The 14,587-nt window shown below is 51.3% G+C and carries 14 protein-coding genes and 1 pseudogene; 3 read left to right on the top strand and 12 right to left on the bottom strand.

The window, feature by feature from the left end:
- Together Q0628_RS13595 and efp are read right to left on the bottom strand one after the other, a co-directional pair.
- Positions 1-1,454, bottom strand: a 1,454-nt coding sequence (locus tag Q0628_RS13595; RefSeq protein WP_298771858.1) for a sialate O-acetylesterase, incomplete at its 3' end; no start/stop codon positions are given.
- Positions 1,455-1,650: 196 nt separating this feature from the next.
- A complete protein-coding gene (gene efp, locus Q0628_RS13590) occupies positions 1,651-2,235 on the bottom strand; it encodes an elongation factor P (RefSeq protein ID WP_072978494.1) in 585 nt (194 codons plus the stop codon).
- A 41-nt stretch (positions 2,236-2,276) separates the two neighbouring features.
- Between efp and Q0628_RS13585 the strand changes: the two genes are divergently transcribed.
- Positions 2,277-3,251, top strand: coding sequence for a KamA family radical SAM protein (locus Q0628_RS13585; RefSeq protein WP_298771856.1), 975 nt, complete (start codon positions 2,277-2,279; stop codon positions 3,249-3,251).
- A 93-nt stretch (positions 3,252-3,344) separates the two neighbouring features.
- Entirely contained in the window at positions 3,345-3,863 is a 519-nt protein-coding gene (locus tag Q0628_RS13580; RefSeq protein WP_298771854.1) for a redoxin domain-containing protein, read from the top strand.
- Positions 3,864-3,892: 29 nt separating this feature from the next.
- On the opposite strand, the gene Q0628_RS13575 is transcribed toward Q0628_RS13580, so the two are convergent.
- From Q0628_RS13575 to Q0628_RS13530, 10 genes and pseudogenes are all read right to left on the bottom strand, one after another.
- On the bottom strand, positions 3,893-5,257 hold the full coding sequence (locus tag Q0628_RS13575; RefSeq protein WP_298771852.1) for a BamA/TamA family outer membrane protein: 1,365 nt from the start codon (positions 5,255-5,257) through the stop codon (positions 3,893-3,895).
- Positions 5,257-8,127, bottom strand: coding sequence for a hypothetical protein (locus Q0628_RS13570; RefSeq protein ID WP_298771850.1), 2,871 nt, complete (start codon positions 8,125-8,127; stop codon positions 5,257-5,259). Before Q0628_RS13570 ends, Q0628_RS13575 begins: the two co-directional genes overlap by 1 nt.
- A 23-nt stretch (positions 8,128-8,150) precedes the next feature.
- Positions 8,151-8,612, bottom strand: a complete 462-nt coding sequence (locus Q0628_RS13565) for a hypothetical protein (protein ID WP_298771848.1) — start codon at positions 8,610-8,612, stop codon at positions 8,151-8,153.
- 9 nt (positions 8,613-8,621) lie between these two features.
- On the bottom strand, positions 8,622-9,041 hold the full coding sequence (locus Q0628_RS13560) for a roadblock/LC7 domain-containing protein (protein ID WP_298771846.1): 420 nt from the start codon (positions 9,039-9,041) through the stop codon (positions 8,622-8,624).
- Positions 9,042-9,425: 384 nt separating this feature from the next.
- A pseudogene (locus tag Q0628_RS15800) lies at positions 9,426-10,013 on the bottom strand (GTPase domain-containing protein); the annotation flags it as partial.
- Between the two features lie 78 nt (positions 10,014-10,091).
- Positions 10,092-10,865 (bottom strand): mechanosensitive ion channel family protein, encoded by a 774-nt coding sequence (locus Q0628_RS13550; RefSeq protein ID WP_298771841.1) that lies wholly within the window; start codon positions 10,863-10,865, stop codon positions 10,092-10,094.
- A gap of 58 nt (positions 10,866-10,923) precedes the next feature.
- A complete protein-coding gene (locus tag Q0628_RS13545; RefSeq protein ID WP_298771839.1) occupies positions 10,924-11,667 on the bottom strand; it encodes a hypothetical protein in 744 nt (247 codons plus the stop codon).
- Positions 11,668-11,740: 73 nt separating this feature from the next.
- Positions 11,741-12,550, bottom strand: coding sequence for an amino acid ABC transporter ATP-binding protein (locus Q0628_RS13540; protein WP_298771837.1), 810 nt, complete (start codon positions 12,548-12,550; stop codon positions 11,741-11,743).
- A gap of 8 nt (positions 12,551-12,558) precedes the next feature.
- Entirely contained in the window at positions 12,559-13,218 is a 660-nt protein-coding gene (locus Q0628_RS13535) for an amino acid ABC transporter permease (protein WP_072978795.1), read from the bottom strand.
- A 67-nt stretch (positions 13,219-13,285) separates the two neighbouring features.
- Entirely contained in the window at positions 13,286-14,077 is a 792-nt protein-coding gene (locus Q0628_RS13530) for an amino acid ABC transporter substrate-binding protein (RefSeq protein WP_298771832.1), read from the bottom strand.
- Positions 14,078-14,272: 195 nt separating this feature from the next.
- Here Q0628_RS13530 and Q0628_RS13525 point away from each other — a divergent pair, with 195 nt between their 5' ends.
- Positions 14,273-14,491, top strand: coding sequence for a hypothetical protein (locus Q0628_RS13525; RefSeq protein WP_072811069.1), 219 nt, complete (start codon positions 14,273-14,275; stop codon positions 14,489-14,491).
- Positions 14,492-14,587 lie beyond the last annotated feature (96 nt).

Here is a 14,587-nt window from a genome sequence, read left to right as displayed (position 1 = left end):
CTTTCGGCTCCGGCTGCGTGCGATAACGCGGGTTTGATGAAATCAGGAGGATTGTCGCCGCCATTATCGCCGCCAATCGGTTCGGGGTCGGTCGCGTCCTTGCCCTTCACGAAGGTGAAGTAGTCTACGTCCATCCAGGAACCGATTACCGTAAAGCGCAATATGTGTTCGCCCGCAGGGAGGTTAACCATCGCACGCACCTTGTTGTAGTCGTCGTAGTTGTCCTCGCCTTCGTTTTTCGGGACAGAGATTACGTCGGTGATGTTCTTGCCGTCAAGCGACATCTGGAAACCGGAAGTCTCATTGGCCGATGCAACGGCAGCAAAGAAGGTGTAGTCGCCCGCTTCCTTGACGTTCACGGTGTATTCCAGCCATTCGCCTTCCTGGTTGTAGCCCACGATGTAGCCCGTCGCCTTCTTGTAAATGTCGACGCCCGTACCTTCGCGGTAATTGCTACCGCCATGGTCTTCGGAATCGTTTTCCTTGTAGGAGTCATTGCCCGAGCCGACACCCGGAATGTCGAAGTCTTCCGCCTCAATCTTGCCCGGAATTTCAAACGGCTTACCTTTGAACGGCTTCTGCGGAACGGGTTCTACCGGGGCGCGATTAATCGCCTTGAGCATCTGCTCCGCATAACGCTTGCCGAACGTCACGTAGGCATCATGGTTGAAATGGAAACGATCCACGCCATTGCCGCCAAGGCCCTCGGACGACGCGTAGTAAGTGTTGTCCATGGAATTCGGGAGCTGCGATACGCGATTGGAATAGCAACAACCTTCGCGCAAGAGCTCACCCGCCACGAACGGCACCGTGTCGGAACTCATGTCGAGCGCCTTGAGGATATCGTCGCGGGTTTTCTTCACGATTTTCGGCCAGTCCGGGTAGCCGCCGTCGGTTTCTCCCTGGTGGAAGATGAACCCCTTGATGACGCCCACCTGCTGCGCCTTCTTCGCGATATCGATAATCGTCTTGGTGACGTTGCCGTCGCTCGCGTATTCCTTCGCGTAGTTCTGGAGCCAGCTTTCTGCCGTAGAGAGGTAGCTTGCGTACTGGTCCTGGTCGAAGAGCTTGATGCTTGCGCCACCCACCGCGACCGGAATAATCCCGATAGTCACGTCGGGCATGCTGTCGGCCATCGTGCGCCCGAACCAGTCGGCAATCGAAATCGTGTTGCCGCAGTTGAAGAGCGAGGGCACCGCCGGATAGACCTCGCCGATGGTGTTGCGGCCCTTGCCACTGCACTTTTGCGAGGCAAAAATCTTGAAACGCGGGTTTTCGACCTTGTCGGCGCTCTGGGCATCGGCAGTGCCACCCATGTTGGACTGGCCGTACGCGATGTAGATGTGGAAATTCGGGTCCGGAGCGGCATTCGCCTGAATTGCTCCGAACAACAACAAGCCCGCAGCAAAACATGCTGCCGGCACGAAACCTGAGAATTTATTTAAAAATCTCATGACATCCCTTCTTTTTCAAACATCCATCTTAAAATTATCCTGAAAAAAACACAAAAGGCGCCCCCGGCGCCCTTATTTTATAGACAGATTGTCAATGCATACAAAGAAATCTCCCAGCCGTAGCCAGGAGCGTTTCGAATTTCTAGATCCTTCGACTTCGCCCTTACGGGCTTCGCTCAGGATGACAAAGTGAAAATTACTTTGCGCGTTCGAGGTAAGAACCGTCGCGGGTGTCCACGCGGATCTTGGTGTTGTTCTCGATGAAGAGCGGGATCATCACCTTGGCGCCGGTTTCAACGGTGCATTCACGCATCACGTTACCGCTGGTGTTGCCCTGGACTGCCGGAGGAGCGTCGATGATCATGAGGTCAACGAAGGTAGGCGGAATCACTTCGATCGGAAGCGTAGCCTGAGTCTTCGGGTCCTTCCACCAAGTGACTTCGACAGTAGCGCCATCGAGAAGCCAAACTTCGCAGCCATTGAGAGCTTCCTTGGAGATTTCTTCAGTTTCCTGAGTTTCGTTGTTCAAGAAATACCAAGTAGAACCGTCATTGTAGAGGTAGGTCATTTCGGTGAAGGTCACGTCGGCTTCTTCAACCGTATCGCCACTCTTCCAAGTGCGTTCGAGGGTGCGGCCGGTCACCAAGTTCTTGATGCGAACACGGTTAAAGGCCTGGCCCTTACCCGGCTTCACGAACTGGTTTTCGATGATTTCGTACGGCTGACCATCAACCATAATTTTAAGTTTCTTGCGGAATTCGTTGGTGCTTACAGTACCCATATTATCCTCTTGTTGATTTTGATTCTAAATTTAGCAATATAATGGAAAGCCCCGTTACCGTTTTTACGCAAATCCCTGACTTTTTGGACTATTTGGGATCCGATTTGGCGACAGTCATTGCCAAAACGACCGCACTTGCCGACCTTGACCTGAACCCGAAGTTTCCGTTCCTTTGTTCTAGGCATTACGCCGACCTGATCAAGAAGGCTGGCGACCCTGCCGCCCTGTTGCGCGAAATTTTGCCCACCAAGGACGAACTCAAGAAAGTTGATGGATTTGTAGACGACCCCGTAGGCGATTTACCGGCCGGAAAATCCGACTGTGTGATCCAGAAATACGACCAACGAGCCCTGATTGTCTCGACCGCCACCTGCGGTGCCCGTTGCCGCTTCTGTTTCCGCAAGAACTACCCCTTCCAGAACACACCCGACGTGGCGCGCCAGGTGAGCCACTGGCTCGACACCCATACCGACGTCTGGGAAGTGATTCTTTCGGGCGGCGACCCGTTGACACTCGATCCCGGCGCCTTCCGCGAACTGATTGAAGCGATCGCGATGCACCCCTCGGTTACCACGCTCCGCATCCACACGAGACTCCCCGTGATGCGCCCGGACCTGGTGATGCAGCATTTTGAACTGCTGCGCGAACTGCCGGCCAGGTTTAGCTGCGTTCTGGTGTCACATGTGGACCACGCCGACGAACTAGACGAGGAATCGGCTACCGTATTTACACAATTACGCTTTAGCGGTTGGACGCTTCTGAACCAGAGCGTGCTCTTGCGGGGAATCAGCGATGAAGCCATCAAGCTCACCGCCTTGTGCCACAAACTTTTCGAGCAGGGCGTGCTCCCCTACTACCTGCACCAGCTGGACCACGCAAACGGGGTCGCCCATTTTGAAGTTGGCGATGAAGAAGCCCGCAAGCTGATTGCAGAAATCCGCACCAAGCTCCCTGGCTATCTGGTGCCGAAACTTGTACGAGAAATCGCCGGCGAGAAAAGTAAAACTCCGGTTTAGCGACCAACGCAACAGCACATATTTAGAATTTCTAAGGTCAAGCAGAAGAATATCTTTTTTTACTTATCTTCGAAAAAAAGATATATTAAAAACATGACCTTGAAAAAACTAATCATTCTTGTCGTTCTCGCATTGACAGCCTATTACGTCGTGTACGTAAAAGGCTTTAATCCGTTCAGCACAAAAATCGATGGAAACATCACCCTCTACAATCTGGAAGACAAGACCTTCAGCCTGAACGAAGTCGCTGGCGAAAGCGGAACATTCGTCTTCTTTATGGGCACATGGTGTCCCGTCTGCGTCAGAGAAATCAGTGCCCTAAAAGAACTAACAGAATTCTTCAGAAAAAATAAAATCAACATATTATTCTGCGTCCATGGCGAATCCAAAGACGAAATCCGCCAATGGTTATACCAACGAGACATTCCCTGGGATTGGAAAACATTCTATTGGTACAACACTTATGAACCTGCGTTCCATATTGATGTGAAGGGCGTCCCCTACATGGTCGCAATGAATAAAAAAGGGGAAGTGACATTCAGTAAAGCAGGCGGCTTCCCCACCAATTACTTGTCCAAGCTCGCCCTGGACATGCTCGAAAGTAACAAATAATGCTGCAGCAGCACACCCTTTCAGGTCTCTCAGAATAGAGTCTTGAGACCAAATCCAATTATTCCGTCCAAGTAATTTTCGCCATTGCGGAGAGCGTAGTACAGGTTCACACTCCAGTTGCCGCGGTACTGCGTAAAGGCTATACCGTAGTCCTGTTCGCGTTTCCAGCCACGGTCGGGGCGGCTGAAGGAACGGTAAAGCCCCGGCTGGTAGAACGCCTCGATGCTTAAGTCATAGCCATCTTGCCAGAGGATTGCAAATTCCGAGAAGCCATAGGCGCGACTGCGCATAAAGCGAACGTCCATGCCCTTGAAGCTATCCATGCCGCCCAGCGCAAAATAGTCGAAACGGTCAAGCGACGCATCGGTCGGGAAAATTCCGCCGGCGGCCCCGCTGAAGCGCGTTATCCAATTGCCATAGAGAGGCAAGAATCTCGAGAACGAAGCGGACGCCTTCAGGTAATTGTCCAAGGAATCCGGACGGTCCATGTTCCACGCAACGACTCCCTGAAAGCGCATACCCGAACGCGGCAAAACAAAACGGTCCAACGACACATACGAAAGTTCCAATGACGAAGTTTTACGGTGCTTGCCGACGCCAACGAATACGCCCACAGTAAAGTCAAAACCGATATCGCGCGAAACACCTAGTTCACCATAAGCATCGCGCGTGGAGGAATCTTCGTCGAAGTAGCCCCTAGCAACCAGATTCCATTCGGTACCAAAAATCCACGGTTCCTTATAGGATCCTTCCAATCGACGGGAGTCATCGGCAGTGTAACCCTGCAAGAGCAAGTCTCTGGCGGTTCCGCGGATATTGTAGAGCGATACATTCACATTACCTTCCCACACGTCGGTCTCGCTGGAGTAAGTTATCAAGGCATAGGCTTCCGATATCGTCGCAGCCCGCATGTGATACAATGGAATAATCCTATTCCGAGCCGGATCGCGGAACATCTGAACCGGAGCAGTCCGGTCGTAATAACCAATCCGGGCCATTTTAAGGTCGGAACGCTGTAAGTCAAGAGGAGATACTAGATTGCCGGCCACGATTCCCGTCTGCCTACGGAACACGTCAATCCTACTACCCGAAGAATCTGCATTCTCGGGTTCCGCCCAAACCCAAGCTAAACCGCGATTGAGATGTAAAGTCAAAACTCCGGCCGAATCAATCTCTCCCTGCAATCTTGCCGCAAGGAAGCCATGGTTCTCATAGAAACGCAACAACTGTTCGCGTGCGACACCCCAACTTGAGCAAGATTCTCCCACAAGCCACTGCATCTGCACTTCATCGAAAGCATCATGCTCACCCTCCCAATGAACAGCGGCAATGCGACAAAGTTCCGCTGCACAAGCGGGAATACAAAGCAACAACAAAGCCAGCAACCACCTCATCAGAAGTACGCCCTCGCTTCGGTACTCAGTTTCTGGAAAATATTTTCTTCTGCATCGCCAAAACGCAATATATACAAAGCACCCATCGAAAGGAAGTCATTGATATCCACCGATAAAGAAAATTCGAATCGATAGGTACGACCATCACCATATCCAGACATGACCTGATAGGGAATGACATCCCCACGACTATCCACCTGCACTACCGAGAAATTTGCATAGGAGTTCACTTTTTTTCGTTTGTCGTAACCGACGCGGAGAGCCCCCTCCCAAAGATGCGCATCGAATTCGCCCTCTGCATAGCCACTGCCATCGGACCCCTCCCCCGTACGATAACGCCCGAGCGGTTGTACAAAGAAACCTTGCAGGAAATCGTATCGGTAACGCAGGGAACCGTCATAAATGTCCCAGTTCCATTCCTGTATCGCGGAAAGTTCATTTTTCTGCAGAAGCAGCGTCGCTCCCACAAAATGATCCAAGTTGATGCGATATCCGGCCTCGAAATCATGGGAATAAGAAGTCTCGTAATAGGAAATCGAAGAAAGCTTCTTATCGAACGATGCCCCAGGCTTATAGGCGAGCGACATTCCCGATGGATGCTGCCAGTCAACCAGGCCCTCAACAGCCATGCGACCTGACGTCGTGCGGTGCAGCTGCGACCTGGTAACAGGTGGAAAATACATCTTTCTTCCCGTAGTATCGCTTCCTTCGCCTTCATAGGAACCACCAAAGGTTACATCACGCAAGAATCCATCATGAATCCCGATCGCAACCCCCGGATTAAAACGCAAGCTCATATTGAATGCAGCATCAGACGAAAGAACTGCCCCCACAGAATCGTTACGCCCCAGACCTTCGTAGACGAAATCTCCGTTATCTACCCCCTCGATGTAGGCACCCGTCAGGCTATCATAACGGACATCGCCCGTTCCCTTCGCCACAGCCTTATAAACCGCCGTGTAAATCTGTTCTTCTGTCAGTCCCAACTTGTAAGAGACATTTCCCTGCCACCCCAATTCCTCCGCTCCAAATCGAGAATCGACATTTGCAAGCCAGCTATTTTCACTCGAAGACGAATCCATCCGTACACGCTCATATTGCAATAAATGGGTCAGATTAAAATAACGACTTGAATAATTGGCTTCTTGCACCCAAGTTGATGCCCACAAAGAATCCGCCCAATCGTCGCCATAGGTATCGCCACGACGCTTTGCCATGCGACCGCCAAGACTCTCGCGAATTTCTCCCTGATCGAAAAACACGCCCAGGCCACTTGACGACTTACCGTACATGACCTCGTCCTGCACTCCATTTGCATCGATTTTCGTATAGCGCAAATCGCCTTTGCCAAATGGCCGGAACATTCCCTGCAGATAATCCGCATTCAATGTTCCCTGGTATCGTTCCATTTCCTGGTCCTGCAAGCTTGAAACCCGAATTAACGCCAGTTCGCTTAGGGCTTTCCGATTCCGGTGCTGTACACCTAGCTCCACTCTCGAGGAATTCCAGTCTTCATCTGCATTGCGGCGGTATCCCCACTGGGCACTACCGAACCATTCATTTGTAAAGCGAGTGCGCATCGTAAATTCGTCATGCAACAGGTCGTCATCCAGGAATGATGTATCCACATAAGCCAAGTCCCAGTTATCGCGCAATCCGTACAGGTTCCAGTCCAAATCCGAGCCCTGGAACCGTAGAATATCAAAGCCCTGCTGCACACGATTGCCATAAACAGACATTGCCAAAGGAAAATGGATTAGGTCACGAGTCGAATCCGACGTCACAAACCAGCGGAAGGCTCGTCCTTTGGGGCCATTTACCTTGTATGAAACAGTATTGGAATCCACGCGATTCATCGCCATCTCCAAATCGGCATAGAACTGACGGTTCCGCTGAAGACGAAGCCTCGCTCCCATACGGTCGGTGCGGACTGGACGATGCAAAGCTGGCAAGGTATCATCACGAACAAACTCTTCCCCACGGTCCGCCTTGAGAAGCGCATAATCTTCATCGGTCCATACGCCATATTTCAGTCGATCCACATCGTTCTCTAGCCTAAAGCCCGAAATGTCCAGGTAAAGGTTCGGATGCCGATAGCATGCGGATGCCCCATATAGCGTATAGATATTGTCATCTTCGTAGGCATCGTATTCCACACGAATTTCATCGTCAAAACTCGGAAGGACCGCCCCCCTGAAGTCAAGCATGCCTCCCGCATAATTAACCAAATAGTCCCTACCACGTTCAAGACGTACTCCATTCAACCATACGGTCTCCGATTCGGGAACGACTGCAATAAAATTTCCGGCGCCGTCAAGCGAATAACCCTGCTGCTGACCACTTACGCCACGGAATGTCCGCGTAAGCCGCTGCACTTCATCCGTTCCCGCGACACCGCGAACTTGCGAAAAGCCTCCACCGAAATCACCCCGAACACCAGCCATCGCTCCTAGTGTAGCCCGCTCTATTCCATACAGACCCATAGACGAATCTACCCAGGTCAAGTCACCCAAATGCAGCAGATAGTGAGGAGATTCCACCCTGAAATAAATCTGATCCACCTCGCGAAGTGTAGCCGTAGTCTGGTCTCCGGCCTTACGCCCCACATCGGAAAGCAAAGCATCCACATAGACGCTGTCAGTTAATTTGCCTGTAATCGAAAGGCGGAGTTCCTGATCAACCTGAGTTCCCCCATCACCCACGGTCACCTGAATCGTCTTGTAGCCATGCGTTTCCAGAGAGTCTTTACGGAGAGTTGTGTCGTCTTTTTGATCAAAGGATTCCCCGCGAACCAGCACCGACGGATCCCAGACCGGCAAAGAATCAACATCCATGCCGAAGGACATCGTCGCAAGAAAAAGAAGTCCCAAACAGAAATGTCGGGACATCGCGGCTACCTATCACTAGGTTCAACAACAAACTGTCTTGTAGATAACAGTCGACGGCCCGCAACCAGATCTACACTCCACTCCCCCGCCTTCAACAAAGACGGAACAATAGTCGTAAGGCAGACATCCTGCGTCATGTTGCACACCGTCTTCTGAACGGTATCGGCTCCGTTGAACCAGATATGCATCAGAGAATCATCCCCCAACTGCAACGCAGACGAGACCGTAGAGTAATGATACAGTCGGGTTCCTTCCTCAAAAACGCTATCGACACCGAACGGAGTTCCGTTAACAATATGACTACAGACCACACTGCGCGCAAGTGAGAGTTCCGCTTCGGCTGTCTCGCGAATTTTGACATCTCCCATGTAGACCGATACTAGTCGATGTATCAAGAATCCTAAAAAAACGGCAATCACCACGATTGTCGTTTTACGAAGGTTTCTAAGTGGCGGAATTTTTGCCACGACAAGTTCCTATCGGACTAGACGGCTCGTGTTCTGCGTAAAGGCAGGAACAGCGTCCACCAATTTTTCGACAAGCAGACGATTGAAATCGTCAATACGGTTCGGCAATCTGGAGCCCGGGAAAATCTGGACCAACAACAGAGCCTGATCCACCGGAGCAATATAGATGGATCGATTTTCGCCGGAGTAAGACACCGACTGGAAATTTTCGCCTCCAAGCATCATGCCTACCTGACGAGCGGAGTCGAAAGAGGCCGTACTCAACACGGCGAGCGGAGTCGCATCGATACCCAAAGAGCCAACCTCAGCAATGATGGATCCATCGCGGTGGCAAAGCACGATATATTCAGCCTTGACGCTCGCCTGGTAAGCGGACATCAATCGGCGAACCTTTTCGGCATCATCTGAATAAATTGCAAAATCACTCATTAGGGAACTCCAAATGAATTATTTCTTTTTTGGAACATACGGACGCAATTCAATTTCATCATCCGCATCGTTGTTCGGCTTCGCCACTTCGCGTCCAAATGTTGGCATACGCGGAACCGTCGTCGCCACACGGGGACGACCAAAGGGCGAGGATGTGGCTCCCTTCTGGAACAGACCGGCCCCGGCAGTCGTAGGTTGCGCAGGAGATGTACCCGCTGCAGGCGGCTTTGCCGCAAAAGAAGGCATACGGAACGGAGATGCCGTATTGGCGGCCTGAGTCGGCTGATTCTGGGGCTGCGTTTCACGAACAGAAACTCCTTCCTTGGTCAGCGACACATCATGGACTCCCGTATTGTTGGCATTCGCCGCGGCCTGACGCAAGAAGCCCTGCTTCACATTGAACTTTTCAATCACAAGCATGGCGATTGTCTTCAATGTCGTCACAACGCCTTTACCATTGTGAGCCGTCGCCGGGAAAAAGGGAACATTGCGTGGATTGAGTTCCGCATTCAGTTCGTCGAGCGTGAAAACATTATCCATGTCACGCTTGTTATACTGCAGAACAAAGGGCATATCATCCAAATCCATGCCGTAATCCTGCAGGTTCTGACGCAGGTTCTGCAGACTTTCAATATTTTCAGCCTGGCGGGACCTCTGGGAGTCCGCTACAAAAACGATACCATCTACACCACGAAGAACGAGTTTACGGGTACTATTGTAATAAACCTGACCAGGAACCGTATAGAGCTGGAACCTCGTCTTGAACCCCTTGATGTCACCAAGATTTAGGGGTAAAAAGTCAAAAAAGAGCGTACGGTCACCCTCAGTCGCGAGGGACACCATGTCGGTACGTTTGTCCTGGGGCATTTTCTGGTGGATGACCTGCAAGTTGGTCGTCTTTCCACTAAGACCAGGCCCATAATAAACAACCTTACAACTAATTTCTCTTGTCGCAAAATTTATCGAAGACATTATACATCCTTGATATATCTCTAACAAATCTAATAAAAAAGGGAAAAAACAAGCAAGCTAGAGCCTTTTTTTTCTAATCTAAACGCGAATATCGCTGTTTACGACATGTATTGTACGCTGTGGGAACGGAATCGTTATGTTTTCTTCTGCAAAACGCTTGCGCATTTCGGCTGTATACTTCCAACGCAGGGTAAAATAATCCTGCGTACGGGCCCAGGCCCGGAATGTCACATTTATGGAACTATCCTCCAGCGACGAAACGAAGAACTGGGGTTCGGGCTTACGCATAAAGAGAGGTTCGGATGCAACGACATCGCGCATGACATCCAGCGCCTTTTCGGGAGAATCCCCATAATCGATGCCGATCGTTATTTCAAGTCTACGGAGCGTGTTCTTGCTGTAATTGACAATGGGCTGCCCCCACAAGGATGTATTCGGTGCCGAGATAAAAAGTCCATCTACCGTTCGGAAAGTCGTATTGAATAGCCCAATTCCAATAATGTTGCCCTTAATGTTTCCGCACTCAATGTAATCCCCCGCCTTGAACGGACGTAGGAACAAAAGCAACAATCCTGAAGCAATATTGGAAAGAGCATCCTTAAGGGCGAGTCCAACAGCCAAGCTCGCCGCACCGACCAAAGCGACAATTCCTGCCGTATTGACCCCCAGAACATGGAGCACTAACAACAAAGTAATCGTGTATATGCCGTAGGAAAATAACGAATATACAAGAGGTTTCGCCGAAGAGTCCAATCCACGGTTTTCCGCATGATTTATAGTAAACTTTAGAAAAACCAATAGGAGTTTTGCATTTCCCAGCAAAAGCAGGCTCAACAGCAAGCGCTGAAGCATTGAATGATCAAAAAATCCTTGAATGGCGTTTTGAAAAAAAAGTTTGATAGAATCCATATTACATTTCAAATATAGCTTTTGATAAGAATCTATCTCCCGCCAGGCGCTCCTTCAGGTCCGCAATTTCATTTTGGGACAGTCCCAGCTTTTCCAGGTACTGTTCCGTGGCCTTGACCAGGTCAACATTTTCGAAATCTTCGGCTTCCAGCACGCCATCCCCCATTCCCGTGGTGGTGATTTCCCTAAAGTTGGCAAAATCCGCCACGGACAGGTCCGGGTAATTCTCCATGTCCAGCCCGTAGTTCTGGTATTCCAGCATTTCAAGGTTTTCCTTGAAGCCGCCCTTGTCTTTCAGGGCAATGTTCACCTCGATTGGCAACTTGACGTCTTTCAGCCGGTAGGGGTATTCCGAACCCTCGGGGGCGTTTTCTGCAATGCCAAGAGCTACGGCAAGTTGACCAAAGTTGATGCCCAGAGTCACATGGGGCTTTCCCGACACCACACGCAGCAACAGTTCCCCGGGAGAAACGACATCGTAGTCCGGCACAACGGGAACTTCCAGGGTGTCGTAACCGTCCACCATCACCGTCACAATGTCCCCCAGTTCAAATACCGCAAGGAACGAATCCGCCGTCACGTTCAGATTCAGGCTACCAAAGCTCAGCATGTCGATACCGTCTTTCTTGACGGTGGTGCTGAGCAGCACCTGGTCTTCGTCACTAGAAGAACTGGAGGAATCGCTGCAGGCCGCAAAGAACAGGGCCATAGCTAGCGAAAACAGGAATTTCAGGATTCTGTTCACAACAACCTCACTTTTCTTAAAATAAAAAAAGTAGCGGTATAAATGTCGCCGACAACAGCCCCGGAATCAAAAATCAAGTATTTGTGAACCTGGACAAGAACTGCGCCAGGCGCTCGTTGCCCGATTCGTGGAACACGTGGTCGGGGGTTCCCTGCTCCACGATGACGCCGCCATCCATGAAGATGACTTTGTCGGCCACGTCGCGGGCAAAAGCCATCTCGTGAGTCACGATGACCATGGTCATCTTGTCTTCGGCAAGTTTCTTGATAATCTTGAGCACTTCGCCGGTGAGTTCCGGGTCCAGCGCAGAGGTGGGTTCGTCAAAGAAAAGAATCTTCGGGTTCATCGCGAGAGCGCGGGCAATGGACACGCGCTGCTGTTGGCCACCGCTGAGCTCGCAGGGGTAAGCGTTTTCCTTGCCTTCAAGGCCCATGCGCTTGAGCAAGAACCGCCCCATAGCGCGGGCATCCTTGCGTTCGTCCCCCAGCACACGCACCGGAGCGAGGCAGATATTCTGAAGCACCGTCAAGTGCGGGAACAGGTTGAAGTTCTGGAACACGAGCCCCGTAGAAAGTCGAATATCGCGGAGCGTTTTCGCCGGCGCATACTTGACCGCCGGTCCAGAGCCTAAAGGTCCCTTCGCCGAAGCGCCAGGCACCACCATGTCCTTGCCGTCGACCTGCACCAGGCCGCCATCAACCGTTTCGAGCTGGGTAAGGCAACGCAACAGCGTACTCTTGCCGGAACCGCTGGGTCCGATAATCGAGAGCACCTCGCCCGCCTTCAGGTCAAAAGAGATATCCTTGAGCACATGCAAGTCGCCAAAGGACTTCTTGACGTGTTCTACCTTGAGGATCGGCGCAGATTCATTCACGTTTTCCATTCCACGCCTCACTTATAGTAATTGAGCTTGCGTTCCACGTAGGCAAAAAGCACGCTCAGCAAAAGGTTCGCCACATAGTAGAACACGCCCGCCACGAACAGCGGGTAAATGCTCGCATAGGCAGCCTGCTGTTTCTTGGCCAGCGCAAAAAGTTCCGTCACCGCAATTACCTGCGCAAGGGAGGTGTCCTTCACCAGGGTGATGACTTCGTTGGCGCTCGCGGGTACCACGCGCTTCACCACCTGCGGGAGGATAATACGGAAGAACGTCTGCGTGCGGGTCATGCCCAGCATGTAAGCCGCCTCGTACTGCCCCTTGGGTATGGACTGTATGCCCCCGCGGAAAATCTCGGCAAAGTAGGCCGCATAGTTTATCGAAAACGCCACAATCACCGCCGGGAAGCGGTCAAACGAAAAATCCACGCCCGCATATTCGCTCAGGTAGTAGGAGCCGAAATAAATCGCCACAATCTGGAGCAGCAATGGGGTACCGCGCATCACCGAGATGTAGAACGACACCGGGTAACGCACCACGCGCCACTTGCTCATCTTGAGGACCGCAATGAGCAGACCCAGCGGAATCGAGAACAGGAGCGTAAGCCCGAAAATGGCGAGCGTCGTGCAGAAGCCGCCCCAGAGAATGGGCAAAAGCGTTGATAGTTCCGACATGAATAACCTCAGAAGCGCACTGCGCTGAGCTCATACCTCAAAGCTCCCGCAGGGAGCGAGCCCATACCTATTTTCCGAACCACTTGGCAGAGATTTCGTCGAACTTGCCGTCGGCCTTCATGGCAGCCAAGGTGGAATTCACGGCATCACGCAGGGCCTGGTCTTTTTTGCGGAAACCCACGGCATAGACTTCGTCGGAAAGGCCTTCCTTGAGCACCGTGTAGTCCTTCGCGTTCGTCACTATCCAGTACTTGGCCACGATTTCGTCCAGGAACACGGCGTCAACACCGCCCTTGTCCAAATCCATGAGCGCCGTCTGGTTGTCATCAAACGGGACGATTTCCTTGGCAGCCTTGCCCGCTTCGGAGGCATCCAAAAGCTTCTGGGCGGTAGAACCGTTCTGCACGGCAATCTTCTTGCCGACGAGGGCAGCGAGATTTACAAGAGCCTTATCCTTCACCGTGAAAATCATGCGGTTCTTGAGATACGGGTCGCTCAGGTTCATCGCCTTTGCACGGGCGCTGTCCACGCTCATGCCGTTCCAGATGCAGTCAATCTTGCCGGTGTTCAGTTCCTGCTCCTTCGCGTCCCAGGAAATCGGCTGCGTCTTGAGCTTCACGCCCAGGCGCGCACAAACTTCGGTGGCGAGGTCGATATCGAAACCCACGATGTTGTTGTCCTTGTCGCGGAAACCCATCGGCGGAAAAGAATCGTCGAGACCGAGCACGAACTCGCCCGCCGCCTTCACCTTGTTCAGGGATTCATCGGCCTGAGTCTTGGATTCCGCCTTCTGGTCGTTGCAGGCAGAAAGAACCGCGGCACACGCAACCGCCGCAAACATCGCTAAAAGCTTTTTCATCTTGAAGTCCTCTTTTTGATTTACAAGAGAAATATAGAAAAAGGGCCGCATTTCAATGAATACAGATAATCAAGCAGCCCTTTTATTTAACGCCTGTATGATTCGCTTTTTATTTTTTTCACCAAAACAGGAGTTTCAAGGCGAATTGGGTTGGCATATCAATTTTGAATAATGTATATTATGAGGGAGGTTTATATGGAAGTTCTGAACCCGACACAGCTACATCTTCTAAAGATGTTCTCTTTCGCCAAGGATTCTGAGTCTTTGGAAGAAATTCGTGTTGCCCTGATGGATGTCTTTGCCAAGAGGGTTGAAAAAGACATGGACGATCTTTGGGATTCCGGCAAATGGGACAATAAAAAGAACGAAGCTGTCTTATGCGAACACTTGCGAACTCCCTATAAAGCAGTATGAGAATTGTTCTCGACAGCAATAAGCAGAATCGTTATACTACGCAAAAAGGGCCGCATCGCTGCGGTCCCTTTTTGCTAAAGGCGATCCCGGAACAAG

This window comes from uncultured Fibrobacter sp. (assembly GCF_937877005.1).
In the GTDB taxonomy this organism is placed as follows: Bacteria; Fibrobacterota; Fibrobacteria; order Fibrobacterales; family Fibrobacteraceae; genus Fibrobacter.
The sequence above is the reverse complement of the archived record's forward strand: the minus strand, read 5'-3'. Positions and strand labels throughout refer to the sequence as shown.